General features: G+C 56.1%; 21 protein-coding genes. 16 read left to right on the top strand and 5 right to left on the bottom strand.

From position 1 onward, the window contains the following. Genes nuoE through AB7E06_RS14450 form a run of 11 tightly spaced genes read left to right on the top strand, consistent with a single transcriptional unit; the run spans position 1 to position 12,310 of the window. Positions 1-495 carry an NADH-quinone oxidoreductase subunit NuoE gene (gene nuoE / locus AB7E06_RS14500; protein WP_026483139.1) on the top strand — a complete coding sequence of 165 codons (495 nt, stop codon included), beginning with the start codon at positions 1-3 and terminating at the stop codon, positions 493-495. Further along, positions 492-1,859 carry an NADH-quinone oxidoreductase subunit NuoF gene (gene nuoF, locus AB7E06_RS14495; protein WP_094197356.1) on the top strand — a complete coding sequence of 456 codons (1,368 nt, stop codon included), beginning with the start codon at positions 492-494 and terminating at the stop codon, positions 1,857-1,859. The genes nuoE and nuoF overlap by 4 nt, the downstream gene beginning before the upstream one ends. 14 nt (positions 1,860-1,873) lie before the next feature. Beyond that, on the top strand, positions 1,874-4,204 hold the full coding sequence (gene nuoG, locus AB7E06_RS14490) for an NADH-quinone oxidoreductase subunit NuoG (protein WP_094197355.1): 2,331 nt from the start codon (positions 1,874-1,876) through the stop codon (positions 4,202-4,204). A gap of 1 nt (position 4,205) precedes the next feature. Next, on the top strand, positions 4,206-5,279 hold the full coding sequence (gene nuoH, locus AB7E06_RS14485) for an NADH-quinone oxidoreductase subunit NuoH (protein ID WP_094197354.1): 1,074 nt from the start codon (positions 4,206-4,208) through the stop codon (positions 5,277-5,279). A 17-nt stretch (positions 5,280-5,296) separates the two neighbouring features. Next, positions 5,297-5,785, top strand: a complete 489-nt coding sequence (gene nuoI, locus AB7E06_RS14480; protein ID WP_003801051.1) for an NADH-quinone oxidoreductase subunit NuoI — start codon at positions 5,297-5,299, stop codon at positions 5,783-5,785. Positions 5,786-5,803: 18 nt separating this feature from the next. Further along, positions 5,804-6,445 (top strand): NADH-quinone oxidoreductase subunit J, encoded by a 642-nt coding sequence (locus tag AB7E06_RS14475; protein WP_042482517.1) that lies wholly within the window; start codon positions 5,804-5,806, stop codon positions 6,443-6,445. 2 nt (positions 6,446-6,447) lie between these two features. Further along, positions 6,448-6,756 (top strand): NADH-quinone oxidoreductase subunit NuoK, encoded by a 309-nt coding sequence (nuoK, locus tag AB7E06_RS14470; RefSeq protein WP_026483136.1) that lies wholly within the window; start codon positions 6,448-6,450, stop codon positions 6,754-6,756. A 15-nt stretch (positions 6,757-6,771) separates the two neighbouring features. After that, complete coding sequence (gene nuoL, locus AB7E06_RS14465) at positions 6,772-8,775, top strand: NADH-quinone oxidoreductase subunit L (protein ID WP_094197353.1); 2,004 nt, start codon at positions 6,772-6,774, stop codon at positions 8,773-8,775. A gap of 11 nt (positions 8,776-8,786) precedes the next feature. After that, a complete protein-coding gene (locus AB7E06_RS14460; RefSeq protein WP_162496904.1) occupies positions 8,787-10,274 on the top strand; it encodes an NADH-quinone oxidoreductase subunit M in 1,488 nt (495 codons plus the stop codon). 11 nt (positions 10,275-10,285) lie between these two features. After that, on the top strand, positions 10,286-11,764 hold the full coding sequence (nuoN, locus tag AB7E06_RS14455) for an NADH-quinone oxidoreductase subunit NuoN (protein ID WP_094197351.1): 1,479 nt from the start codon (positions 10,286-10,288) through the stop codon (positions 11,762-11,764). Between the two features lie 12 nt (positions 11,765-11,776). Continuing rightward, positions 11,777-12,310 (top strand): DUF2818 family protein, encoded by a 534-nt coding sequence (locus AB7E06_RS14450; RefSeq protein ID WP_094197350.1) that lies wholly within the window; start codon positions 11,777-11,779, stop codon positions 12,308-12,310. Between the two features lie 226 nt (positions 12,311-12,536). On the opposite strand, the gene AB7E06_RS14445 is transcribed toward AB7E06_RS14450, so the two are convergent. Continuing rightward, positions 12,537-13,652, bottom strand: a complete 1,116-nt coding sequence (locus tag AB7E06_RS14445; protein WP_094197349.1) for an NAD(P)H-dependent flavin oxidoreductase — start codon at positions 13,650-13,652, stop codon at positions 12,537-12,539. A gap of 169 nt (positions 13,653-13,821) precedes the next feature. On the opposite strand from AB7E06_RS14445, the gene serB reads away from it, so the two are divergent. Further along, the gene (gene serB, locus AB7E06_RS14440) at positions 13,822-14,673 is read left to right on the top strand and encodes a phosphoserine phosphatase SerB (protein WP_249459818.1); all 852 of its coding nucleotides are present in this window, start codon (positions 13,822-13,824) and stop codon (positions 14,671-14,673) included. Between the two features lie 314 nt (positions 14,674-14,987). On the opposite strand, the gene mfd is transcribed toward serB, so the two are convergent. Then, positions 14,988-18,467 (bottom strand): transcription-repair coupling factor, encoded by a 3,480-nt coding sequence (mfd, locus tag AB7E06_RS14435; protein ID WP_264671828.1) that lies wholly within the window; start codon positions 18,465-18,467, stop codon positions 14,988-14,990. A 29-nt stretch (positions 18,468-18,496) separates the two neighbouring features. Here mfd and ispD point away from each other — a divergent pair, with 29 nt between their 5' ends. Then, positions 18,497-19,198: a 2-C-methyl-D-erythritol 4-phosphate cytidylyltransferase gene (gene ispD / locus AB7E06_RS14430; RefSeq protein ID WP_108727768.1), complete on the top strand. Its 702-nt coding sequence runs from the start codon at positions 18,497-18,499 to the stop codon at positions 19,196-19,198. Beyond that, complete coding sequence (ispF, locus tag AB7E06_RS14425; RefSeq protein ID WP_125277934.1) at positions 19,195-19,680, top strand: 2-C-methyl-D-erythritol 2,4-cyclodiphosphate synthase; 486 nt, start codon at positions 19,195-19,197, stop codon at positions 19,678-19,680. Before ispD ends, ispF begins: the two co-directional genes overlap by 4 nt. 60 nt (positions 19,681-19,740) lie before the next feature. On the opposite strand, the gene AB7E06_RS14420 is transcribed toward ispF, so the two are convergent. Together AB7E06_RS14420 and ompR are read right to left on the bottom strand one after the other, a co-directional pair. Further along, positions 19,741-21,150, bottom strand: coding sequence for an ATP-binding protein (locus AB7E06_RS14420; protein WP_283255439.1), 1,410 nt, complete (start codon positions 21,148-21,150; stop codon positions 19,741-19,743). 35 nt (positions 21,151-21,185) lie between these two features. Continuing rightward, a complete protein-coding gene (ompR, locus tag AB7E06_RS14415; protein WP_003801024.1) occupies positions 21,186-21,920 on the bottom strand; it encodes a two-component system response regulator OmpR in 735 nt (244 codons plus the stop codon). 278 nt (positions 21,921-22,198) lie between these two features. On the opposite strand from ompR, the gene tsaB reads away from it, so the two are divergent. Together tsaB and AB7E06_RS14405 are read left to right on the top strand one after the other, a co-directional pair. After that, on the top strand, positions 22,199-23,431 hold the full coding sequence (gene tsaB / locus AB7E06_RS14410; protein WP_108727766.1) for a tRNA (adenosine(37)-N6)-threonylcarbamoyltransferase complex dimerization subunit type 1 TsaB: 1,233 nt from the start codon (positions 22,199-22,201) through the stop codon (positions 23,429-23,431). Then, entirely contained in the window at positions 23,428-24,345 is a 918-nt protein-coding gene (locus AB7E06_RS14405) for a uracil-DNA glycosylase (RefSeq protein ID WP_108727765.1), read from the top strand. The genes tsaB and AB7E06_RS14405 overlap by 4 nt, the downstream gene beginning before the upstream one ends. A gap of 243 nt (positions 24,346-24,588) precedes the next feature. Here the strand turns inward: AB7E06_RS14405 and lplT are convergent, their stop codons facing one another. Further along, positions 24,589-25,899 (bottom strand): lysophospholipid transporter LplT, encoded by a 1,311-nt coding sequence (lplT, locus tag AB7E06_RS14400; RefSeq protein WP_094197341.1) that lies wholly within the window; start codon positions 25,897-25,899, stop codon positions 24,589-24,591. Positions 25,900-26,278: the final 379 nt, after the last annotated feature.

The raw sequence follows: 26,278 nt of genomic DNA, 5'->3' as shown, positions 1-26,278 counted from the left end.
ATGTTGCTTTCCGAAAAAGCCTACCAACAGATAGATAAGGAACTGAGCAAGTTCCCGGCAGATCAACGTCGCTCTGCCATCATGGCCTCCCTGGCCATTGCCCAGCAGGAAAAAGGCTGGGTATCGCCAGAAATTATCGAGGATGTTGCCCAATACATTGGCGTGGAGCCGATCGCGGTGCAGGAGGTTGCGACCTTCTACAACATGTTCCACACCAAACCCGTTGGTCGCGTCACTATTTCCGTTTGCACCAACTTGCCCTGTGCGCTGCGTGATGGCGTCAAGGCTGGCGAATACCTGAAAGAGAAGCTGGGTATCGAATATGGTGAAACCACGGCGGACGGCCAGTTCTCACTGATCATGGGAGAGTGCATGGGTTCATGTGGTGATTCGCCCGTCATGTTGCTGAACAATCAGCACATGTGCGTGCGCATGGAAGCCGAGCGCATTGATGCCATGCTCGAAGAATTGAAGACACACGGAGAATCGGCATGATTGCACCGGACATTCTGCGCAAGTTCGCTCAGGGATTGGAACCTAACCCTGGTGGCGACCTGTCGCGCAGCATGATTTTTCATGATCGTCATATTCAGCCACAGATTCTGGCTGGTTTGAACGGCGACAACTGGGGCCTGGAAGAGTACGTCAAGCGTGGTGGCTATGAAGCCCTGCGTAAAGTATTGACCACTGGCATGAAGCCCGAAGACGTGATTGCTGAAGTCAAGACTTCGGCGTTACGTGGTCGTGGTGGTGCAGGTTTCCCATCAGGTTTGAAGTGGAGCTTCATGCCTCGCAGCTTGCCCGGTCAAAAGTACCTGGTATGTAACTCTGACGAGGGTGAGCCCGGCACTTTTAAAGACCGCGATATTCTGCGTTTTAACCCGCACATCGTGATCGAAGGCATGGCCATTGCCGCCTACGCCATGGGCATTACCGTCGGCTACAACTACATCCACGGTGAAGTGTTTGAAATCTATCAGCGTTTTGAAGAAGCGCTGGAGCAGGCCCGCGCGGCAGGCTTTCTGGGTGACAAGATCCTGGGGTCGGACTTCAGCTTCCAACTGCATGCGTTCCACGGCTACGGCGCCTACATTTGCGGTGAAGAAACCGCATTGCTGGAGTCCCTGGAGGGCAAGAAGGGCCAGCCTCGCTTCAAGCCACCATTTCCAGCCAGTTTCGGTCTGTACGGCAAGCCAACGACCATCAACAATACCGAAACCTTCGCGGCTGTACCCTGGATTCTGCGCAACAGCGGCCAGGAATACCTGGAAGTAGGTATCCCTAACGCCGGCGGCACCAAGATCTTCTCCATTACTGGCGACGTAGAGCGTCCCGGCAATTACGAAGTGCCTTTGGGTACCCCCTTTGCCACCTTGCTGGAACTGGCCGGTGGCATGCGTGACGGTCGCAAACTGAAAGCGGTGATCCCCGGTGGTTCCAGCTCGCCCGTTTTGCCCGCTGACATCATGATGGCCACCAACCTGGACTATGACTCCATTGCCAAGGCGGGTTCCATGCTGGGTTCGGGCGCTGTCATCGTGATGGACGAGACGCGCTGCATGGTCAAGTCCCTGCTGCGCCTGTCTTATTTTTACTATCACGAAAGCTGCGGCCAGTGTACGCCGTGCCGGGAAGGCACAGGCTGGTTGTGGCGTATGGTGCATCGTATCGAGAACGGTCAAGGTCGTCCGGAAGATCTGGACATGCTCGACGACATCGCACACAACATCATGGGCCGCACCATTTGCGCCCTGGGTGATGCTGCGGCCATGCCGGTGCGCAGTTTCGTTAAGCATTTCCGCGACGAGTTCGCACACCACATCGAGCATAAAGGCTGTGTGGTGCCTCAATATTTGTAGGCCAGGACAACGTAATGGTAGAACTCACCATCGATGGCATTAAAGTTGACGCCCCGGAAGGCAGCATGGTCATTCAGGCTGCCCATGACGCCGGGGTCTACGTGCCGCACTTCTGTTATCACAAAAAACTGAGTATTGCCGCCAACTGCCGCATGTGTTTGGTGGACGTGGAAAAAGCGCCCAAGCCTTTGCCTGCTTGCGCCACTCCCGTCACCAACGGCATGGTTGTGCGTACTCGTTCGGAAAAAGCTGTGGCTGCTCAAAAGAGCGTCATGGAATTTCTGCTGATCAACCACCCTCTGGATTGCCCCGTGTGTGACCAGGGCGGTGAGTGTCAGCTGCAGGATCTGGCCGTGGGTTACGGTGGCTCCGAGTCGCGCTACAAGGAAGAAAAGCGCGTCGTGGCCGCCAAATCCATGGGCCCGCTGATTTCGACCGAAGCCATGCAGCGTTGCATTCACTGCACCCGCTGCGTGCGTACTGGTGAAGAAATCGCCGGTGTCCAAGAGGTTGGTATGCTCAACCGTGGCGAACACGCCGAAATCACCACCTTTGTGGGTCGCGCAGTCGAGTCCGAATTGTCGGGCAATATGATTGACGTTTGTCCCGTGGGTGCCTTGTTGTCCAAACCTTTCCGTTTCAATGCCCGTACCTGGGAATTGGCCCGTCGTCGCAGCGTTAGCCCGCACGACAGCGTGGGTGCCAACCTGGTACTGCAAGCCAAGATGGACAAGGTACTGCGTGTTGTTCCTTTCGAGAACGACGAAGTCAACGAGTGCTGGATCAGCGACCGTGACCGTTTCTCCTACGAAGGCCTGTACACCGAAGACCGTCTGACTCGCCCCATGGTGCGTGGTGATGATGGCCAGTGGCGTGAAGCCTCCTGGAACGACGCCATGCAAACCATCGTTGCCGGCATGAATGCCGTACGCGAGAAGTTTGGTGCAGATCAACTGGGCTGTATTGGTTCGGCTACCTCCACAACCGAAGAACTGGCTTTGCTGGCTCGTCTGGGTCGTGCGCTGGGTACCGAAAACGTGGACTTCCGTCTGCGTCAAACCGATGCCCGTCTGGACGGCGCTCTGGCCGGTGTGCCTTGGTTGGGTATGCCTCTGACGGCCTTGAACGAGCTGGATCGCGTTCTGGTCGTAGGTTCCTTCCTGCGCAAAGATCACCCCTTGATGGCTCAGCGTCTGCGTCAGGCAGTCAAACGCGGTGCTCAAGTTTCCTTTATTGATTCGGCTGCCGATAATCCATTGTTCAATGCGATTGCTGGCCGCATGACGGTGGCTCCCAGCCAGTTGGCCAATTCCTTGGCTCAAGTGCTGGTTGCTGTTGCCAAAGCCAAGGACAGCGCTGTTCCTGCTGGTCTGGAAGGCGTACAGGTTTCTGCTGAAGCTCAGCAGATTGCTGACAGCCTGGCCTCCGGCGAACGTGTGGCTATCTTGCTGGGCAATATGGCTGTCAACTCGGATCAGGCCAGCGTGATTGCTGCTAACGCCAATGCCATTGCACAGGCTAGCGGTGCCAAGCTGGGTTTCCTGACTGCCGGTGGTAACACGGTGGGTGGTTACCTGGCCAACGCCGTACCGGGTAAGGGCGGTCTGACCGCCGAGCAAATGCTGGCTCAAACCCTGCGTGCTTACCTGGTTTTAAATGTCGAGCCTGCACTGGACAGCGATCTGGGCGAACGAGCTGTAGAAACATTGAAGTCCGCCACTTTCTCGGTGGCACTGACTTCCTATCGTTCCGCTGCCGAGCAGTGGGCCGATGTGATGTTGCCGGTATCTCCTTTCACTGAAACCTCCGGTACCTTTGTGAATGCCGAAGGCCGTGTACAAAGCTTCAAGGGCGCTGCTGCTCCTGTGGGTGATACCCGTCCGGCCTGGAAGGTTCTGCGCGTACTGGGCAATCTGTTCCAGCTGGATGGTTTTGACGACGAAACTTCCGAATCGGTGCGTGACTCTGTCATGGCTGCCGGTGTGGAATCGCGTCTGTCCAACCAGATCAATCTGGCTGCCAGCGTGCTGCCTGCTGCTAGCGGTCTGGAGCGTGTGGCTGATGTACCTATCTACCGCAGCGATGCGCTGGTGCGCCGTTCGGCTCCTTTGCAGGAAACACCTGCTTCGGTCGCCCCTACGGCTCGCATGGCCGCCGCCACGCTGACTCAACTGGGTTTGGCCGACGGCGATCTGGTGAAGGTTCGTTCTTCGCAAGGCGAAGTCAGCTTGCCAGCTCAGCTGGATGACACCGTGGCATTGAACTCGGTGCGTGTTGCCACCGCTTTTTCTGAAACTGCCGCTTTGGGTAGCGCATTCGGTCAATTGACAGTGGAGCGTGCATAACATGGAATTTCTCTCTGCCATCAATAGCTACGGTTCGGACCTGCTGGGTCCGGACGCATGGTATGTGGTGTGGACGCTGCTGAAGATTGTTGCTATCGCGGTGCCCGTCATTCTGTGTGTTGCTTACCTGACCTACTGGGAACGCAAGATGATCGGCTTCATGCATGTTCGTCTGGGACCGACCCGTGTTGGTTACCGCGGCTTGCTGCAGCCTTTCGCTGACGTTTTCAAACTGCTGACCAAAGAGCTGATCGTGCCGGCGAAGTCCAACAAGGTTCTGTACCTGTTGGCTCCGGTAGTGACGCTGATGCCTGCTTTGGCCGCCTGGGCGGTGATTCCTTTCAGCCCCGATGTGGTTCTGGCCGACGTTAACGCCGGTTTGTTGTACATTCTGGCGATTACCTCGCTGGGCGTGTACGGTGTGATCGTGGCCGGTTGGGCATCCAACTCCAAGTACGCCTTGCTAGGTGGTTTGCGTGCCGCCGCTCAGGTGCTGTCCTACGAACTGGCCATCGGCTTTGTCCTGATTACCGTGCTGCTGGTGTCCGGCACGCTGAATCTGTCGGGTATCGTGGTCGGTCAGACTCAGGGTTACTTTGCGGAGAAGGGCTTGAACTTCCTGTCCTGGAACTGGCTGCCACTGCTGCCACTGTTTGTGATCTACGTGATTTCCGCCGTTGCTGAAACCAACCGTCACCCGTTTGACGTGGTGGAAGGCGAATCGGAAATTGTGGCCGGTCCTATGGTGGAGTACTCCGGTACCGGTTTCGCTCTGTTCTTCTTGGGCGAATATGCCAACATGATTTTCTTGTCGGCTCTGGCGTCCATCATGTTCTTGGGTGGCTGGACTCCAATCGTTGAGTTCGCTCCATTTACCTGGATTCCGGGGTGGCTGTGGCTGGGTCTGAAGACCTTTGTCGTGGTCTCCATGTTCATCTGGTTCCGTGCAACGTTCCCACGTTACCGCTATGACCAGATCATGCGTTTGGGCTGGAAAGTATTTATCCCGCTGACCGGTGTTTGGCTGGTTATTGTGGCGATCTGGATGCAGACGCCCTGGAACATCTGGCAATAAGGCTAAGGGGCAAGATTATGGAAGCAATCAAAGATTTCTTTGGCAGCCTGATGCTGTCCGAGATGCTCAAAGGCATGCGCCTGACGGGGAAGTATTTCTTCAAGCGTAAAGTGACGCTGCGTTATCCCGTTGAAACCACGCCCGCTTCGCCACGTTTTCGCGGTTTGCACGCTTTGCGTCGCTACGAAAACGGCGAAGAGCGTTGCATCGCGTGCAAACTGTGCGAGGCAGTATGTCCCGCCATGGCTATCTCGATCGAATCGGCCGAACGTGAGGACGGCACCCGTCGCACCACGCGTTACGACATCGATCTGGCCAAGTGTATTTTCTGTGGTTTCTGTGAAGAAAGCTGCCCGGTCGATTCGATCGTGGAAACGCATATTCACGAATACCACGGCGAAAAACGCGGCGATTTGTACTACACCAAGGACATGCTGCTGGCTATCGGTGATCGCTACGAAGACGAGATCGCTCGTCGTCGTGCCGCAGATGCACCTTATCGCTAAGGCCGGAGCTCTACACTCATGTTATTTACTACTGTTCTGTTTTATGTGTTGGCGCTGGTGATGGTGGTGGCCGCGTATCGCGTGATCGCTGCCAAAAACCCGGTTACGGCCGTATTGCACTTGATTCTGGTGTTCTTCACGGCCGCCATGATGTGGATCACCATGGGGGCCGAGTTCCTGGGCCTTTTGCTGGTGGTGGTCTATGTGGGCGCGGTGATGGTGATGTTCCTGTTCGTCATCATGATGCTGGACGTACGTCAGGAATCCGCTGCCAAGAAATTCAAGGCTCATGTGCCGATGGGGCTGTTGATCGGCGCCATCATGGTTCTGGAAATGGGCTTTGTGTTGACCAAACTGTGGTTCACAACGGCACCTGCTGCCGCAGTGGCTGCGGACTACAACAACACCCGCGTCATTGGCGAGTTGATGTACTCCCAGTATGTACTGGCGGTGTTGCTGGGCGGCATTGTGCTGCTGGTTGGCATGATCTCGGCCATTGCGCTGACTCTGCGTAAACGTGAGGGTGTCAAGCGCACCGTCTCCAGCGAACAGGTCAAGGTTCGCGCCAAAGACCGTCTGCGCATGGTTTCTATTCCTTCTCAAACCGAAAAGCCGTCGGTGTCCAGTTCGGCTGACGCTGTCGTGCCAGGAGACAAATGATGATGACGCTGACGCTTGCGCACTATTTGGTCCTGGGCGCTGTGCTGTTCACGATCGGCCTGTTTGGCTTTTTCCTGAACCGTCGCAACCTGATTATCCTGCTCATGTCTGTTGAGCTGATTCTTTTGTCGGCCAACATGAACTTTGTGGCCTTCTCAACGTGGATGGGCAACGAGGCCGGTCAGGTGTTTGTCTTTTTCGTCCTGACGGTCGCAGCGGCCGAGGCGGCCATTGGTCTTGCAATTCTGGTTCTGTTGTTCCGTAACCTTAATTCGATCAATGTCCAAGATCTCGACCAGCTCAAGGGTTGATGGGATAGCACACTAATGAACTCCATAAATCTTTACTTAACGATTGCGCTTGCCCCCTTGGTGGGCTCGGCGCTAGCCGGTTTGTTCGGTACCGGCTTTCTGGGTCGATTTATCGGCAAGACAGGCGCTCACCTGATCACGATCGCGGGCGTGCTGCTTTCTTTTGTCGGCTCGGTCATGGTCCTGTTTCAGGTTCTGGACGGCCAGACCTTCAATGGTCCGGTCTACACCTGGATCACCATTGGCAGCATTCAGTGGGACATCGGTTTTCTGATCGACAAGCTCACTGCCCTGATGATGGTGGTGGTCACTTCCGTGTCGCTGATGGTGCATATCTACACCATTGGCTACATGAAAGATGACCCCGGTTATCAGCGCTTTTTCTCCTACATCTCGCTGTTTACCTTCTCGATGCTGATGCTGGTCATGTCCAACAACATGCTGCAGCTGTTCTTCGGTTGGGAAGCAGTGGGTCTGGTCTCCTACCTGCTGATCGGTTTCTGGTACGAGCGCAAGACCGCAATTTTCGCCAACATGAAGGCCTTTCTGGTCAACCGTGTAGGTGACTTCGGTTTTGCTCTGGGGATTGGCTTGCTTTATGCCTACACCGGCTCCATGAACTACAGCGACGTGTTCGCCAAGGTTCAGGAACTGAGCACCATGACATTCCCCGGTACCGACTGGCAATTGCTGACCGTTGCGGCTCTGGCCCTGTTTGTAGGTGCCATGGGTAAATCGGCTCAGGTTCCTTTGCACAGCTGGTTGCCTGACTCCATGGAAGGTCCTACCCCTATCTCGGCACTGATTCACGCCGCGACCATGGTGACGGCCGGTATCTTCATGGTGGCGCGTTTCTCGCCTGTGTTTGAACAGTCGACAACCGCGCTGTCCTTCATCATCGTGATCGGTGCAACCGGTGCCTTGTTCCTGGGCTTGCTGGGTATTATCCAGAACGACGTCAAACGCGTTGTGGCGTACTCCACCTTGTCCCAGCTCGGTTACATGACGGTGGCTCTGGGAGCTTCGGCTTACTCGGCCGCTGTGTTCCACCTGATGACGCACGCCTTCTTCAAAGCCTTGCTGTTCCTGGGCGCTGGTTCGGTCATTATCGGCATGCATCATGATCAGGACATCCGCAACATGGGTGGTCTGCGCAAGTACATGCCTATTACCTGGCTGACATTCCTGATCGGTACGCTGGCGCTGGTGGGTACACCGTTCTTCTCGGGTTTCTATTCGAAAGAGCACATCATCGAAGCCGCAGGCGAAGCTGGCATTTGGGGTTCGACCTATGCTTACTACGCCACACTGATCGGTGTGTTCGTCACCTCGCTGTACTCCTTCCGTCTGTATTTCCTGGTCTTCCACGGCAAAGAGCGCTTCCGTGATGTCAAACACGACGAGTCGCATGCTCATGACGATCATCACGCTCACGGTGGTGATCCTCACGAGTCGCCCTGGGTGGTGACGCTGCCTCTGGTTCTGCTGGCCATTCCATCGATTTTCGCTGGTATCTGGTTTGTGGATCCGCTGCTGTTCGGTGGTTACTTTGACGGCATTGTGACCGTTCTGCCCGACCACCCTGCAATGGCAAACCTGGCTGCCCACTGGACTGATTGGATGGCATATGCCTTGCATGGTTTTGTGACGGTGCCATTCTGGCTGGTTGTAGCCGGTGCTGTGGTGGCTTGGTACATGTACCTGGTCAATCCCGCCTTGCCTGCCGCTATCAAAAAGAACTGCTCTTTTATCTACCGTATCCTGGAGAACAAGTACTACGTTGACTGGTTCAACGAGCAAGTGCTGTCTCGTGGCGTTCGCTGCCTGGGTACGGGCCTTTGGAAAGGTGCTGACCGCGGTCTGATTGACGGCCTGGTGGTCAACGGTAGTGCGCGCGTAGTGGGCTGGGTGGCTGCAATCAGCCGTCATATCCAGTCCGGCTATGTCTATCACTACGCCTTTGCCATGATCCTCGGGATCCTGGCGCTCTTATCCTTTTTTGTACTGACGGTTCGGTAATGGCTAGCGATATGGCGTCTTCTACTCTTCCTTGGTTAACGCTGGCGATTTTCGTACCCATCGTCGCTGGCCTGTTGGTGCTGGCTCTGGGGCGTGATGATCGTCCCACCTTCACCCGCTGGCTGGCTCTGCTGGGTTCGATTGCCGGTCTTGTTGTCACTATTCCTCTGTACACGGGCTTCAATCCCGGTACAGCCGACATGCAGTTTGTCGAGCTGGCCCCCTGGATTGATGCCTTCAAGGTGAATTACCACCTTGGTGTGGACGGTATTTCCATGTGGTTTGTTCTGCTGACCGCTTTCATCACGGTGATTGTGGTGCTGGCGGGCTGGCAGGTGATTACCAGCCGCGTGGCGCAATACATGGGCGCCTTCCTGATCCTTTCGGGTCTGATGGTGGGCGTGTTTGCTGCTCTGGATGGCTTGCTGTTCTACGTGTTCTTTGAAGCCACGCTGATCCCGATGTATCTGATTATCGGGATCTGGGGTGGTCCAAACCGCGTGTATGCATCGGTCAAGTTCTTCCTTTACACCCTGATGGGCTCCCTGCTGACGCTGGTTGCTTTCATCTACCTGTGGAACGTGTCCGGCGGCACCTTCGATATCCTGACCTGGCACAAAGTCCCCCTGGACTACACCACGCAGGTGCTGATCTTTGTGGCGCTGTTCATGGCGTTTGCAGTGAAAGTGCCTATGTGGCCTGTCCACACCTGGTTGCCGGATGCCCACGTGGAAGCACCTACCGGTGGTTCCGTGGTGTTGGCTGCCATCATGTTGAAACTGGGTGCTTACGGTTTCCTGCGGTTTTCCCTGCCCATCGCTCCTGATGCCTCGCAAGGTCTGGCCGGAATCATTATTGCCTTGTCCCTGGTCGCGGTGATCTACATTGGTCTGGTCGCCATCGTTCAGGACGATATGAAAAAGCTGGTGGCTTACTCCTCTGTGGCTCACATGGGTTTTGTCACACTGGGCTTTTTCGTATTCAACACCACGGGTATGGAAGGCGCGATCATGCAAATGATCTCGCACGGTTTCGTGTCTGGCGCCATGTTCCTGTGTATTGGCGTTCTGTACGACCGTCTGCACAGCCGCCAAATTGCCGATTACGGTGGTGTGGTCAAGGTCATGCCTCGTTTCGTCACCTTCTTTGTGCTGTTCTCGATGGCCAACAGCGGTTTGCCAGGCACCAGCGGCTTTATCGGTGAGTTCACCGTCATCATGGGTGCGGTTGAGTACAACTTCTGGATTGGTCTGTTGACTGCAACAGCGCTGATTACAGGTGCGTCTTACTCGCTGTGGATGCTCAAACGTGTGGCTTTTGGCCCTGTCGGTAACGACAAGGTTGCCGGCATGAGCGACCTGAGCGGCCGTGAGTTCTTCGTTCTTGGCGTAATGGCGATTGCGGTGCTGGGCATGGGTGTCTATCCCAAGCCGTTCACCGAGGTCATGCACGTTTCGGTTGAAGCGTTGCTGCAACACGTCTCCATCTCGAAACTGTAGGCCGAATCACTATGGATACTACCTTTAACTTTTCTCTGGCTTTGCCCGAGATCCTGCTCCTGGTTCTGGCTTCGTGTGTGCTGATTTTTGATGCATTCAGTACACACAAACAGCGCCACTCGACGTTTGTTTTCAGCCTGCTGACGCTTGCCGTGGTTGCGGCCAGCGTGGCCTGGCAGTGGTCCAAGGGCGTTAGCGGCGTCTCGTTCGGTGGCCTGTTCGTCGTGGACGAGATGGCTCACTTCCTGAAGCTGCTCTCGTGTGCAGCCGTGGCCGCCACCCTGATTTATGGCCGTGAATACGCTGAGCAGCGTGACATGATGGAACGTGGTGGCGAGCTGTACACCCTGACTCTGATGGCTCTGCTGGGTCAGATGATCATGATTTCGGCCAACAGCATGTTGACCGCTTATCTGGGTGTGGAGCTGATGTCCTTTGCGCTGTACGCATTGGTTGCACTGCGTCGTGAACATCGCCAGTCCATCGAAGCGGCTCTGAAGTACTTCGTGCTGGGTGCTTTGGCATCGGGTATCTTGCTGTACGGTATGTCCATGATTTTTGGCGCTACCGGCCATCTGGAATTCCCGCTCATCGCTGAAGTCATCTCCAACGGTCAAGCCGAGCGTCTGGCTCTGGTCTTTGGTGTGGTGTTTGTGGTGGCTGGTCTGGCCTTCAAATTGACGGCGGCTCCTTTCCACATGTGGACACCGGACGTCTACCAAGGCGCCCCAACCACCGTCACCCTGATCATCGGTGCTGCTCCCAAACTGGCTGCTTTTGCCGTGACCATGCGCTTCCTGGTTGAAGCCTTGCACGGTATTGCCGTGGACTGGCAGCCTATGTTGCTGATCATGGCTGTGCTGTCGCTGGCTCTGGGTAACCTGACGGCGATCATGCAAAAGAATCTCAAGCGTATGCTTGCGTATTCGACCATCTCGCACATGGGTTTCATTTTCTTGGGCTTGCTGGCTGGCGTGTTCAATGGCGAGACTCACTCTCAAGCCTACGGCGCTTCGTTGTTCTACGTGGTGATCTACGTTCTGACCACACTGAGCACCTTCGGCCTGATTCTGATCTTGAGCCGTCGCGGTTTTGAATGTGAAAACATCAATGACCTGAAAGGTCTGAACCGTCGCAACCCTGGCTTGGCTCTGGTCTGGCTGCTGTCCATGTTCTCCCTGGCTGGTATTCCTCCGCTGTCCGGCTTTGCTGCCAAGCTGAGTGTTCTGCAAGCCGTGGTGGGTGCGGGCTATGTCTGGCTGGCCGTGTTTGCCGTGATCATGTCCTTGATCGGTGCTTTCTATTACCTGCGTGTCGTCAAGGTCGTTTACTTCGACGAGCCCGAAGGTGAAGCGCATCCTGTGGCAACAGGCTTGATGACCAAGCTGGTCATGATGGTGAATGGTGTTCTGATTATCGGCCTGGGCTTGTTGCCGGGTGGCCTGATGGATACCTGCATCCGCGTGATTCAGTCTTCCTTGCAGTTTTAAGTAGGTAGCACTATGGACCAAAGCCTTTCCATCTGGGTCTTGATTGTTCTTTCCGTGATTACGGCAAACTTGCCGTTTCTTGTGGAAAAGCCCTTGCTGGTTTTGCCTTGGTCCTTGCCGGGCGAGCGCTCTGGTCTCTCGCCCTGGCTGCAACTGATTGTCGGCCTTGTGTACCTGGCCGTGCTGGCCGTGTTGGGCTTGGGAATCTACACAATGATTGCCTCCAGCTCTGGCCTGAACTCCTTGCCCGTTCTGTTGGGTAAGCTGCTTCTGGGTCTGGTATTGGTAGGAGCCATGTTTTACTTTCCGGTTTGGCGCTCGCGCCATCAGAAAGTGTCCAAAGGCTTTTTTTCTCGCCTTTTGGAAGTCTGTGCGTTTTACGGGATTGTGGGTGCGTTCGGCTTTGCTTTTGAAGCAAGCATCGGTAATCCGTTCAAACAGACTTGGGTGTTCTACACCATTACCTTTGCGTTGTTCTTGGTAATGGCGTATCCCGGTTTTGTGTATCGCTATTTGATGCGACACCCCAAGGGCAAGTTTGAGTAGTGGTGCTATTGAATAAAAAAACCTCGCAAATCAGTTTGCGAGGTTTTTTTTATGTCTGGCCGCTCAAGGTCAAAAAACTGTTTGGTGCCTTTTTCAGTGCGTCAGTCCTAAAGTCTTGTCGTCCGATTATTATCCCGCCTGGATGCTCGATAGCTGTCTGTTGAAGGCCTGTTGGGCTAGACTTGCTTCGTTCGTCAGTCTAGCCACAAGCTGCCCGTACAATCGATCAAGGTTTGTCCAAAGGGGCATGGGTGGCACCAGCCACTCCCAGTCGCTTGCAGACGCCCTGAGCCTCTTGAGCTAGTACCAGCGTCAGTTGCTCGGCAGGCAGGGCACGGCCCAAGGCAGCACTTTGTCCGCTCCACAGGGAGCTGAATTCAGTGCGACCTTGTTTCTCGGCTTCGATACGTAGCGGGCTCAGTGCCGAACCCGCATGGGGGAATACCGGAGCACTGGTGCTTAACGGGCCGATTTCATCCATCAGGCGAGTGCGGATGCTGCGAGCCGGGCGGCCAGAGAACAAATTGGTCAGCGCTGTGCCGTCTGAACGACTATTGGACAGGGCTTGGCGATGCAGCGGGGTGATCTTGGATTCAGGACAGAACAAATAGGCAGTACCAATTTGAGCGGCGCTGGCACCCAAGGCCAGGGCAGCAGCAATACCGCGCCCATCGGCAATACCTCCGGCAGCAATCACGGGGATGCTGACAGCATCAGCAATTTGGGGAACCAAAGACAGGGTGCCTACTTGTGTATGCACCTTATCGTCCAGGAACATGCCACGGTGGCCACCGGCTTCCAGGCCTTGGGCGATGATGATGTCGGCACCGTGCTCTTGCAGCCAGACCGCTTCGGCCGTGGAAGTCGCACTGGACATGACCAGAGTGCCGACCTTTTTCACGCGTTCAAGCAGCTCGGGGGAGGGCAGACCAAAGTGAAAACTGACGACTTCAGGTTTTAATTCCTCAACCAATTCAGCATGTGGGTTGGAGAACGGTGCGCGTGCTGCTTTGGGCAGTTCCTGATTCGGATCCAGGCCGTATTCCTGGTAATAGGGGATTAATCGCAGCCGCCACTCTTGCAGGGCCTCTGGCTCCAGGCGCAGATCGTCGTGACAAAAGAAGTTCAGGTTGATAGGGGCCGAGACAGCTTGCCGGAACAAACCCACTTGTTCCCGAATCTGTTCTGGGCTGAGCATGGCGCAGGCCAGAGATCCCAGACCGCCCGCGCGAGCAACGGCAATAGCCAGTTCGCTGTCTTGGGCACCTGCCATAGGGGCTTGAACGATGGGTTGCTCGATGTGAAGCAGATCCAGCAAAGTATTGTTGGGCCAGATGTACATGAAAGGCGTCCTCGTCATTTCGCGATAGCGTTTATCGTAGCAGGATGGGTTCAGGCTGGAAACTGACATCGTCGTGTACAGCTTGGGGTGTGCAGGGCCCGTAGCAGGCTACAATAATCGTCTTTTGGCACAATGGCTGTGCTGTATTTTTTGCTTTGTGGACGATCTGATGTCTCATCTCATTCTTCAAGGGCCGCGCCTAGATAGCGCCATCATCGAAAAAATTGCCGCAGTGGTGCAGGCCGATGGAGTGCAGGAGCTGGGGCCTACCGCCGTACGCCTGTTGGGTGCTGACGCCACGCAACGTGCCCACGTGCAAACCTTGTGCAAGACCGGCGCGATGGACTTTGCCTTTTTGGAGCAGATTGACCGCCTGAAAGAAATGCGTGTGCTGGCAATGGACATGGATTCCACGCTGATCAATATCGAGTGTATTGATGAGATTGCCGATATGGCTGGCCGTAAAGAGCAGGTTGCCACGATTACCGAAGCAGCCATGCGCGGCGAGATCAAGGATTTCTCCGAAAGCCTGAATCGTCGTGTTGCGTTTCTGGAAGGTGTGCCTGTCAGTGATCTGACTCGTGTCTATGAAGAGCGTTTGCAACCCAATCTGGGCGCAGACCGCTTGATTGCGACGGCTCATGCCCATGGCGTGAAAACCTTGTTGGTCTCGGGTGGCTTCACCTTCTTTACCGAACGTATGAAAGACCGTTTCAGCTTGAGCTACGCCCACTCCAATACCTTGGAAGTGGTGGACGGCACGCTGACTGGCAAGGTGCTGGGCGCAATCGTAGATGGTCAGGCCAAAGCTCGCTTCTTGCAGGAACTGGCTGTGGAACTGGGCGCTGGTCCGGAACAATGTATTGCGATAGGCGACGGGGCCAATGACCTGCCCATGATGTCCAAGGCCAAGTACTCGGTGGCCTACCGTGCCAAACCGGTGGTGCAGGAGCAAGCCAGCTTTGCGTTGAATCACTCTCCACTGGATGCCGTACTGAACTGGTTCCGCCTGGATGTTTGATGGTGGTGGATCGCCAGCGTAGTCTGGCGATGCAAAGTAAAGCTAAACGCAGCGCAGCAAACTACCTGAGAACCAGGCCAGGCAGAAAGAGGGGCAATGGAACGATGCGTCGATCCGGTTATTTCCTTATAGTGTTGGGCGCTTCTCTTGAGCCCGGAATTCGGTTTGTTGCCAAGCAAACAGTGCAATGGTTCGATCCGTATTCAGAACGCCTCATTGGCTAGAGTAAACACTCAAGCAGTCAGCCTTTACCGTCGAAAAAAGAGCGCTGTCAGTGGCAGCGCTCTTTTTATGTCCAGCCTTGTTGTTAAGGCTTATTTCTCTTTGCGCAAACTGTTCAGCACATTACGTACGGCCTGGATGCGGTTCTTGATTTCCTCGCCCTTGGTAATTTCAATCTTCAGCTTGTCCGGTCCAGCCAGGCGCACCTGCTTGTTCTTTTGCACCAGCTCGATAATGCTGACTGCGTCTACATTGGGTTTGGAAGAAAACTGAATTGTTGCCTGGGCTTCGCTGGCATCGATTTTTACAATCCCTAATGGTTCGGCCTTGATGCGCAAGCGATGCACCGCCAGCAGGTTCTCGCCCGCCTCTGGCAGCAAGCCATAGCGGTCGATCAGTTCCTCATGGATATGGATCAGATCGTCTTCTGTACGAGCGTGTGACAGGGCCTTGTAGTGCCCCAAACGGGCATTCACATCCGGGCAGTAGTTGGCCGGCAGCAGGGCGGACGTGTGCAGGTTCACTTCGCACTGCAAGGCAAAGGGCGAATCCAAGTCAGGCTCTTCACCGGCTTTCAGGGCTTTGACGGCGGTGTTGAGCATATCTGCATACATGGAATAGCCTACTTCCTGAATGTCTCCGGACTGGGACTCGCCCAGTACTTCACCGGCACCCCGAATTTCGAGATCGTGCATGGCCAGGAAAAAGCCTGCGCCCAGCTCTTCCATGGCTTGAATAGCTTCCAGGCGTTTTTTTGCATTGCTGGTGATGGCATCTTCGCCGGGGGTCAGCAGATAGGCGTATGCCTGGTGGTGAGAGCGGCCGACGCGCCCACGTAACTGGTGTAATTGAGCCAGACCTAAGCGATCCGCGCGGTGGATGACGATGGTGTTGGCGGTTGGCACGTCAATGCCGGTTTCAATAATCGTGGTGCACAGCAGCACGTTGTAGCGCTTCTGGTAAAAGCCCTTCATGACGGCTTCCAGCTCGCGCTCGGGCATTTGACCATGAGCCACGGCAATACTGGCCTCAGGCACCAGCTCTTCCAGACGGGCGCGGCGGTTGTGGATGGTTTCAACTTCGTTGTGCAGGAAGTAGACCTGGCCACCGCGTTTTAATTCGCGTAGCAGGGCCTCGCGTATGGTGCTGCCATCTTCACGACGTACAAAGGTTTTGATCGCCAGACGTTTTTGCGGCGCCGTGGCAATCACGGAGAAGTCCCGTATACCCTCCAGAGACATGCCCAAGGTACGGGGGATAGGGGTGGCGGTCAGGGTCAGGATATCGACTTCGGCCCGCAACTGCTTTAGGGCCTCTTTCTGGCGCACACCAAAGCGGTGCTCCTCATCGATGATAACCAGGCCCAGTTGCTTGAAGCGTACGTCCGAGGATAGGATCTTGTGCGTGCCAATCACAATATCGACGCTGCCGTCGCGCAGGCCCGCAATGGCGGCTTGGGTTTCTTTGGTCGAGCGGAAGCGAGACAGCTCAGCAACACGGATAGGCCAGTCGGCGAAACGATCTGAAAATGTTTGTGTGTGTTGCTCGGCCAGCAGGGTGGTTGGGCACAACAAGGCCACTTGTTTGCCATTGGCCACGGCCAGGAAAGCGGCACGCAGGGCGACTTCGGTTTTACCAAAGCCCACATCCCCACAAACGAGGCGGTCCATAGGCTGGCCGGAGGTCATGTCGTTTACGACTGCCTCAATAGCAGCGGCCTGATCCGGTGTTTCCTCAAAGCCGAAACCTTCGGAAAAGGCCTGATAATCATTCAGAGGCAGTTTGAATTGAAAGCCTTCACGAGCAGCGCGCTGGGCGTACAGTGCCAGCAATTCAGCCGCGCTGTCACGCGCTTGCTTGGCCGCGCGACGGCGGGCTTTATCCCATTGACCGGAGCCCAGTTGGTGCAGGGGCGCATGTTCGGGGTCGGCACCGCTGTAGCGGGCAATGACGTGCAACTGCGCCACAGGGACATATAAGGTGCTGCCCTTGGCATATTCCAGATGCAGAAACTCGACCGGGCCTTCGCCCAGGTCCATTTCTTTCAGACCGCAGTAGCGACCAATCCCGTGCTCGGCGTGAACCACGGGGTCGCCCTCGCGCAGTTCCGACAGATCCCGCACCATCGCTTCCACATCGCTGCTGCGCTCGTTGCGGCGGCGGCTGCTTTGTGTGCGTGTCTGGGAGGGGTAAAGGTCATTTTCGGTCAGCAGACTCAGACTGTCGTGCACCAGCGCAAAGCCGCGCGACAGGGGGGCGACGATCAGGGCAAAAGCGGCGTCCGACTCCAGAAAATCGGTCAGACTCTGACAGTCGGCTGCGGGCGACAGATCGTGGTCACGCAGCATTTGTAGCAAGGTTTCCCGACGGCCCGCCGAATCAGCGCACAGCACCGTCCGGTTCTTTGGGTCCAACACCTCTTGCCGCAATTGAGCCAACGGATCCTTGTCGCGCCGGTTGACTGCGACAAGGGGTAAAGCCTCGAAGTCTGGGTGGGCAATGGGCTGATCGTCAGCTTGCGTGTTCAGACTGAGGCGACTAAAAGGTTTGATGCCGTTGAAAAACTGCTCATCAGACAGAAACAGGCTTTCTGGAGGCAAAATCGGGCGCTCACGGTCGTTTTTCAGGAAGGAAAAACGGCTATGGGTATCGCTTTGGAAGCGGCCAATCGCGTTTTGTGCGTCCCCGTGCGTGATGACCAGGCTGCCTGCTGGCACATAGTCCATCAAGGTGGCGGTCTCTTCAAAGAAGAGCGGCAGATAGTATTCGATGCCCGCAAAGGCAATGCCATTGCCTACATCTTTATAGGGCAGGGCGCGTGAAGGATCGCCTTCAAAAAACTCGCGAAAACGCGCCCGGAATTGCGTGCGCGCCTCTTCGTCCATAGGGAATTCACGACCGGGCAAGAGCTGGATTTCCTTGACCGGATACAGGCTGCGCTGGGTATCGATATCAAAGCTGCGTATGCTTTCGATCTCGTTGTCGAACAGGTCCAGACGGTAGGGCAGCACCGAACCCATAGGGAACAGGTCAATCAGGCCACCGCGAATACTGAATTCGCCCGGAGCGCTGACCTGTGTCATGTGGGTGTAATTGGCCAGCATCAACTGGGCGCGCAATTGCGCCTCGTCCAGCTCATCGCCCTGGCGGAAGGAAAAGGTGTAGGCGGCCAGAAAAGAAGGCGGTGCCAGACGATACAGGGCGGTGGTGACGGGAACCGTCAGCACATCAACCTCGTGCATGGTCAGGGCATGCAAGGTGCGCAAACGCTCGGAGATCAGATCCTGGTGGGGAGAGAAGCTGTCATAGGGCAAGGTTTCCCAGTCTGGCAACTGGCGCACGCGCAGGGCGGGTCCAAACAACAGGATTTCCTCGGCCAGCCTTTGGGCGGTCAAGGGATCGGCACACAGTACCAGAATAGGCTCTTTATGCTGGCGGGCCAGGTCGGCAATCAGGCAGGCATCGCCCGAGCCAGGAGGCATGGGCTGCGAGTAGCGTTGACCGGGGCGTAAGGCGGCCAGCACATCTTGAGTGCTGGGCAGGGACAGGGAGTGCTGTTTTTCGGTTTCCATCAGGATTGTCATTATAAAATCACCCACCTATGAAGACTACCTTGATTGCAATTGTTCCAGCCGCCGGTATTGGCTCGCGCGCCCTGGATTCTGCCACGAAGACGCAAGGCGTGCCCAAGCAATATCGTTTGCTGGGCGGGCAGCCCATGTTGCGCCGTTCGGTACAGGCTTTGCTGGCTGATGAGCGCATCAGCCAGGTGCGGGTGGCCGTGGCCCCCGGTGATACCTGGGCGACGGCGGCACTGGACGGCTTGCCGCGTACGGTTTGCCTTCCCTGTGGTGGTGACACGCGGGCTGAAACGGTGCTCAATACTGTGCAGAGCCTGGATAAGGACGAACAGGCCTGGGTTCTGGTTCACGATGCCGCTCGCCCCGGTTTGCCCAAGCAGGCCCTGGCACGTTTGATTGATGCCTGCTTGCAGGCGCAACGTGGTGGCTTGTTGGCCTTGCCCGTGCCTGATACTGTCAAGCGCGCAACGCCTGCGGAGCCAGTGGGGGTGTTGGAAACGGTGGACAGAGAAGGACTCTGGCTGGCGCAGACTCCCCAGTTGTTTCCCGCCCGTGCCTTACGTGGGGCCTTACAAGCGGCTAAAGAGCAGGGTTTTGTGGTGACGGATGAGGCTAGCGCCATGGAATTGGCGGGTAGCCAACCCTTATTAATATTGGGGTCGGCGCGGAATTTTAAAGTCACCTGGCCTGAAGATTTTGAATTGATGGAGAAGTGGTTATGAGCATGCCAATTCGCGTAGGACAAGGTTTTGATGTGCATGTGCTGTGCGAAGGCCGGCCTTTGATCTTGGGCGGCGTCACCATCCCGCATACGCATGGCTTGATGGGGCATTCGGATGCCGATGCCTTGCTGCATGCCATTACCGATGCGATTTTGGGGGCGGCAGGCCTGGGCGATATTGGTCGCCACTTTCCCGATACAGACCCTCAATACAAGGGCGCTGATAGCCGTGTCTTGTTGCGTCATGCTTATGAGCAGGTGCGCGCTGCGGGTTGGTTGGTTGGGAATGTAGATGCCACGATTCATGCGCAAAAACCCAAGATCGCACCACATGCCCCGGCGATGGTGGCCAATATCGAGGCCGATCTGAAATTGGAGCCTGGCAGTGTGAACATCAAGGGCAAGACAAACGAGGCGATTGGCTTTGTCGGGCGCCAGGAAGGGATTGCGGTCACTGCCGTGGCTCTGCTGTATCGCGCCTGAGTGGTTTTGGTCTGAGACTAGCCTTGGGCAGGGAAAATCCCTGCCCAAGTTTTATTCGGCTCAGGAAGCTTTGCTGTCCTTATCGCTCTGCGTTCCAGGCGCATTGCGACTGGCACGGATACGTGGCAACTGGATACGGGCGGTCAAGCCTTCGGACGGAGCACTGACCAGTTCAAAGTGCCCTCCGACCTGTCCTAGCAAACGTTCCACAATCGCCAGTCCCAAACCAGCACCACTGACACCTGTGCGGGCAGAGACACCGCGCGAGAAGGGGCGTAGCAGGCGCTGGATGTCGCTTTTTGCAATACCGGCTCCCTGATCCTTGACGGCGATGATCAAAATATTGCCATGTTGATGCGCCGACAGCTCGATGCGTGCCCGATCATCTTCGGGACTGCGTCCATAGCGGCGGGCATTTTCGATCAGGTTAGAGACAATGCGCTTCAAATCGTGTGCGCTGATGCGGGCATACAGATTGGGTTCGACGGAGGCCGTCAAAATGCCACCCAGCGATTCGGTATGCGTGCGCTCACGCTCGTAGACATCATTGAGCACGGCGGACACATCAATGCCATGCTCGGGCACAGCCGCAGCAGGACGGGCATATTCCATCAATTGACCAATACTGTGGTCAATCTGAGCCAAGTCCTCGTCAATGGCGGCACGAGTCTCGTCCGATACCTGACTTAATTCAATTTCCAGACGCATGCGGGCCAGTGGTGTGCGCAAATCGTGCGAAATACCGGCCAGCATGATCTCTCGATCCGCCTCTGTTTGGCGGATATCTCGGGCCATGCGGTTAAAGGCGATATTCATGTCACGGATTTCAACCGGGCCTTTTTCAGGCAGGGTGCTGGGTGTTTCACCACGAGCCAACTGCTGGGCCACTTTGGCCAGTTGGGCCAAAGGCCGGTTCACAAAGCGCACACTGACAGCGGCACCGATCAGGGCCAGCAGCAAGGCGGTAGCGCCCCAGCCCAGCCATTCCACTCCGGCAGTCAGACTTAATTGTTCGCGATCAAAGACCAGCCAATACTGATCGTCATTGATATCAAACGAAACCCAGATGCCCGGCACGCTGTTGACCGACCACATGATCAAGGTCTGGCTGCCTAATGCGCCACGTACTTCGGTAGAGACATGCTGCCAGTAGTTGGAGCGCGGCAGGGGTTCAAGCTCGTCCGTGTTCTCGCGTGGCTGCACGCGCAGACTTTCCTTGGTAGCCAAATCCAGCAACAGGGCAGGGCGTACCGCTGGGGGCGCGTACACCAGGGCCGAACGGGTGATGCTGACAATGGACGCCACGCGCTGCGCCATTTGGGCTGCGCGTGGGCCTTCTTCCATACTGAAGAATACTTGCAGCCAGGCACCCAGGCTGACGAGCATTAACGCTGCGAGCAATAAAAAAGACCGGCTGAATAAACCCAGCCGGATACTTGAGTTTTTTGTTGCTCGGCGTTGGGCGGCCACGGCGGGCCGCCCGTCTTGCTGACCGGAAGACAAGGTCAGTTACCGCCGTCTGGAACAAAAACGTAGCCCAGGCCCCAGACCGTTTGAATAAACACGGGCTTGGAAGCATTGGGTTCGATCAGCTTGCGCAGACGCGAAATCTGGACGTCCAAACTACGGTCAAAGGCTTCGTATTCACGGCCACGCGCCAATTCCATCAGTTTGTCGCGCGACAAGGGGATCTTGGGGTGACGGGCAAACACTTTCAACACGGAGAACTCGCCCGTTGTGATGGGGACAACTTCGTTATTGCGTGTCAGTGTTCGAGTGGACAGGTTCAGCACATAAGGACCGAACTCAATCGATTCATTTTCCTGACTAGGTGCGCCGGGGTGTTCCTCGGTACCACGGCGTCGCAAGATAGCGTTGACACGGGCCAGCAGTTCGCGGGGGTTGAAAGGTTTGATGAGGTAGTCATCGGCACCCATTTCCAGGCCCACGATACGGTCGATTTCTTCGGCCTTGGCGGTAAGCATGATGATGGGGGTATTGTCGTGACCGCCGCGCAGCCGGCGACAGATGGATAGGCCATCCTCGCCTGGCAGCATCAGATCCAGTACCAGCAGATCGAAATGCTCACGTTGCCAGAGTTTGGCCATTTCTTTACCGTCTTCGGCAACGAAGACGTTGAATCCTTGTTCAGACAGGTAGCGGCGCAGCAAATCGCGCAGCCGGGGATCGTCGTCAACGACAAGGATTTTGCGGGTGAGGGGGGGTGTCGGCGTATTCATAGCGAAAATGTAACAGGCATCAGAAAGCGCGTATAGGGGGGTGTAGAAAAATATTACACATTAAGTGTTTTGTACTATTTATGCGCCTTGCAGCAGGTTTAGGGTGATTTAGAAGACGATTGTATGGTGGCAAATAATCTGATTGGTCGGTTTGAGCCAAGTCAAAAAAAAGAGCGGTCAGAGAAGAAATGCGCTCTGAGTTGCGCTGTGGAGTGTTTTGTCCTTGTCCGATCCCAGGGAGCTGCCTATTTTGAGGCTGCTTAAACTAAAATAGCGCGATGGATGCACATATTCTTGCCTTGGAGACTTCCTCCAATCTCTGTGAACTGACCTTGTTATCTCGCACACAGGCGGGTATTTCGCTTGTGGAGCTGAGTCACGAGGGGAGCGGCGACCACGCCGAACGCCTTTTGCCCATGGCCGAGCAACTGCTGGAGCAGGCGGGGGTAGATAGACACGCCTTGACCGCGATTGCGTTCGGGCAAGGCCCAGGTGGATTTACCGGGCTGCGCGTGGCCTGTGGCGTGGCTCAGGGTATGGCTTTTGCCTTGGGCTTGCCGGTACTGCCGGTCTCGTCCTTGTTGGCGGCTGCCGCTTGCGGCACGCCCATCGAGGGGACGGCTTATGTGGTGGCGCAGGATGCGCGCATGCAAGAGGTGTATGCCGCTGTGTACAGTTGGACGGCCAAGGGTTCCTGGTCCGTGCTGCAAAGTCCGGTCTTGCTCGATGCCGCCCAGGTCACTACCTGGATTGTTCGTTTGCAAGCGGAAGGGTTGATTGCCCAGCAACAGCCCATTTGTGTCCTTGGTGACGCTCTGGAGCAGTTTCCTGATCTGGCCCCAGCCGTTCTGGCTCAGGGCTGGGAAGTGGGCCAGCCGTGGCGTGCAACCGGTGCCAGTGTGGCGCATTTGGCCTTGCATGATCTGGACGAAGGACGCGGTGTCTCCCCAGACCTGGCCATGCCATTGTATGTGCGCGAGAAAGTTGCCTACACCATTCAGGAACGTGAACAGGGCTTGGGTGGAAACCCGGCCGCTCTGGATCAACCTCTGCAAATTGAAGCCATGCAGGCAGGCCATGTATCTGCTGTGCTGGATATTGAACGCTGCGTGGAAACACACCCTTGGACGGCAGGTAATTTCACGGATGCTTTGGGCAATAGTGCGTATTGCTCCCGAATCATTCACAAGCAAGGGCAGGTTCAAGGCTATGCCATTTGGTTGCAAGCCCCCGATATGATTGAACTTCTGCTGATTGGGGTGTCCCCCGAGCAGCAGCGCCGCGGTCTGGCCTGGCAATTGCTGGACGATGGCCTGGAATGGGCCCGTCAGCAGCAGCTCGAGCGCGTGGTTCTGGAGGTGCGAGCCTCAAATGCGCCGGCTATCGGCTTATATCAGAAGTATGGTTTCAAGGCGGATGGTTTACGTAAAAACTACTATCCGCTTAGCGATGGACGGCGTGAAGACGCGGTCTTGATGAGCCTGAGCTTGGCCAGCAAGGCAGGGGCATGATCGATTTTCAGCCTATCTCCCCTTTGCAGCGCACCTGGCTTTTGGAGTTGGGGCTGGAGCGTGCTTTTTTGGCGCGTCTGCCCCAGGCGCAGCCTGGTGGGCAGTCCGCCCCTGTGGCCGCCCCTGCGCAAGAGGCCGCAGCAGCGATGCAGACGGCTCAGCCGGTAGAGCGGCATCTTAATGATGCGGGCAGTCCGTCCCCCTCAGCCCCCGCAGCGGCTACGGATGCCATGTCGGCCCGAGATCAGGCGCTGGCTGTCTTGCGTAAATCCGGTGCCAGACCGGTAGCGGCAGCTCCTGTCGAGGAAGTGGTGCAGCGGCCTGCCGTGCTGATTCAGCCTGAAAAAGCGCAGGATATGGCCAGCTTGCTGGAGCAAGTACAGGCTTGTCAGGAATGTGGTTTGCACACGGGGCGAGCTCAAGTAGTGTTTGGTTCAGAGCTCTTGTCCGAGCCGGACTGGATGATTATTGGCGAAGCACCGGGCACGAGCGATGATCGTAGCGCCAAGCCTTTTGATGGCAAGGCGGGTCTGCTCTTGCAAGCCATGCTCAATAGCGCGATTCCCAATGCCTCGGTTTATAAAACGCATCTGGTGAAGTGCCGCCCCCTGGGCAATCGTCCCCCCACACAGGAAGAGTTGGCTGCATGCCGGGCTTTTCTGGACGCGCAAATTCGCTTGGTACAGCCACGTCGTTTGTTGGCCGTCGGCCATTTGGCGGCGGTGGCACTAAGTGGTCGTGATGAGGATCTGGAAACCTTGCGGGGTCAGGCTTTAACGTATACCGATGCTCAGGGGCGCAGCCTGCCTTTGGTGGTGACATACCATCCGGCCTCGCTCTTGTTGCGCCCGCAGCACAAAGCCAATGCCTGGCGGGATTTGTCTTTGCTGCGCGAATTGCAAAACCAGCCCTGATACAGGTCCTTTGGGTATTTTTTATCGCCGGGCCGCCCCAAGATAAAAAGCGCCCCCTTTGGGGGGGCAGCAAGCCGTAGGCGCAGCGTGGGGGGTATGTTTTATCGCCGGGCCGCCCCAAGATAAAAAGCGCCCCCTTGGGGGGCAGCAAGCCACAGGCGCAGCGTGGGGGTATTTTTTATCGCCGGGCCGCCCCAAGGCTCGGCGCCCCCGATCAAAAGCGCCCCTTTGGGGCGCTTTTGCTTACTTGGCCGTCAATGCCTGCCCATGTCCTTCTTGTCCGATGCAGGCTTCCAACTCGGGATGGGCGCGCAGATTGGCATTTTTCCAGATGATGAATACCGTCATCAAGGATGCCACCATCAGGCCAAAGAACACAATGATGTAGTTGATGGGTAAACGCAGCCACAGCAGTAGGCTGTACAGCGCCAGCATGAACAGAATATTCAGTTGTTCATTGAAGTTCTGGACGGCAATGGAGTGACCGGCCGACAACATGACGTGGCCGCGATGCTGTAGCAGGGCGTTCATGGGGACGACGAAAAAGCCGGATAAGCCCCCAATACCCATCAGCAGGGTATAGACCGCCCATTTTTCGTGGACCAACGGCATGAGCAAAACCACAAAGCCCATGGCCACGCCCACCGGCAGAACGGCCAGGGATTTCTTCAAGGGAACGCGAGCGGCAAAGACAGCGCCAAAAACCGTCCCCAAGGCTGCTACTCCCATCAGCACCGAGGCCTGATCCAAACGGTAGCCCAGATGCTGGGCGCCCCATTCGATCACAATGAATTGCAAGGTGGCACCGGCACCCCAGAACAAGGTAGTGACGGCCAGTGAGATTTGGCCCAGCTTGTCCTGCCACAAAATGCACACGTAGGAACGAAACTCCTTGAGCAGCAAGATGGGATTTTTTTGTTGAGGTGGGTAGTCGATATTGGTGCGGGGAATCAGCAGATTGCACAGTGCTGCAGACAGATAAATAAAGGAAATCAGCAAGATAGCGACTTCGGCACGCGTCTGGGCCAACGGTGCAATCAGAGGGTGTTCGGCCAGCGCGCTAGCGATCGATGGGTTGATCAGGATACCGCCCAACACCGTGCCGCCGATGATGGACAGAACGGTTAGCCCTTCAATCCAGCTATTGCCCTTGACGAGCAATTCGGGCTTGAGCATTTCCGTGACGATGCCGTATTTGGCGGGGGAGTAGGCGGCAGCACCGATACCAACCAGGGTGTAGGAGATAAAGACCAGAACCAACTGCTGGGAGTCGTTCATGCCAAAGTACTGGTGGCAGAACATCAACATACAGCCAATCAGCTTGATGGCGTTGGTGGCGAACATGACTCGACCCTTGGGATACGAGTCGGCAAAAGCACCTACAAACGCCGCCAACAGGACGTAGGACAGTGCAAACCACCATTTCATCATCGGGACCATCCAGATAGGTCCGTGCAAATCTGCGATCAGGGCGATAGCGGCAATCAGCAAGGCATTGTCAGCAACTGATGACAATGCCTGCGCGGCCATGACCAGATAAAAACCTTTATTCAAAATACATTCCGAATGCGTGTGCTTTTTGAAAACAGTATGGTGGCTGCAAAGCACGAATCTAGGCCAGGTATCAGGCAGGACGAGCTGGCCGGGGGCTGCTCACCACGGTTCTCCTGAAAAACCTGTGCCGGTGCGAAATTTACGAACAGAGATGGGGAGCAAGAATAACAGGGACTGCGGGGGCAGTGGTATCAGAAATTCATTGCATGTGTTTGTCTGCTTGGATTTTCGGGACGAGCGGGCACTGCCAAAGCACTATTGTAAATGGTCTGCTCGACACTATTGCCCCGCTTGCCACGCAGGGTAAACAGGGCTTGACGGCGGGCGATGGGGGCTGCCTTACTATTTCAGCAGCCGAGCCGTGGTTTTTATTTGTTTT

Origin of the sequence: Alcaligenes sp., from assembly GCF_050255915.1 — a bacterium.
In the GTDB taxonomy this organism is placed as follows: domain Bacteria; phylum Pseudomonadota; class Gammaproteobacteria; order Burkholderiales; family Burkholderiaceae_B; genus Alcaligenes; species Alcaligenes aquatilis.
This window is presented reverse-complemented; position numbering and strand designations above follow the sequence as displayed.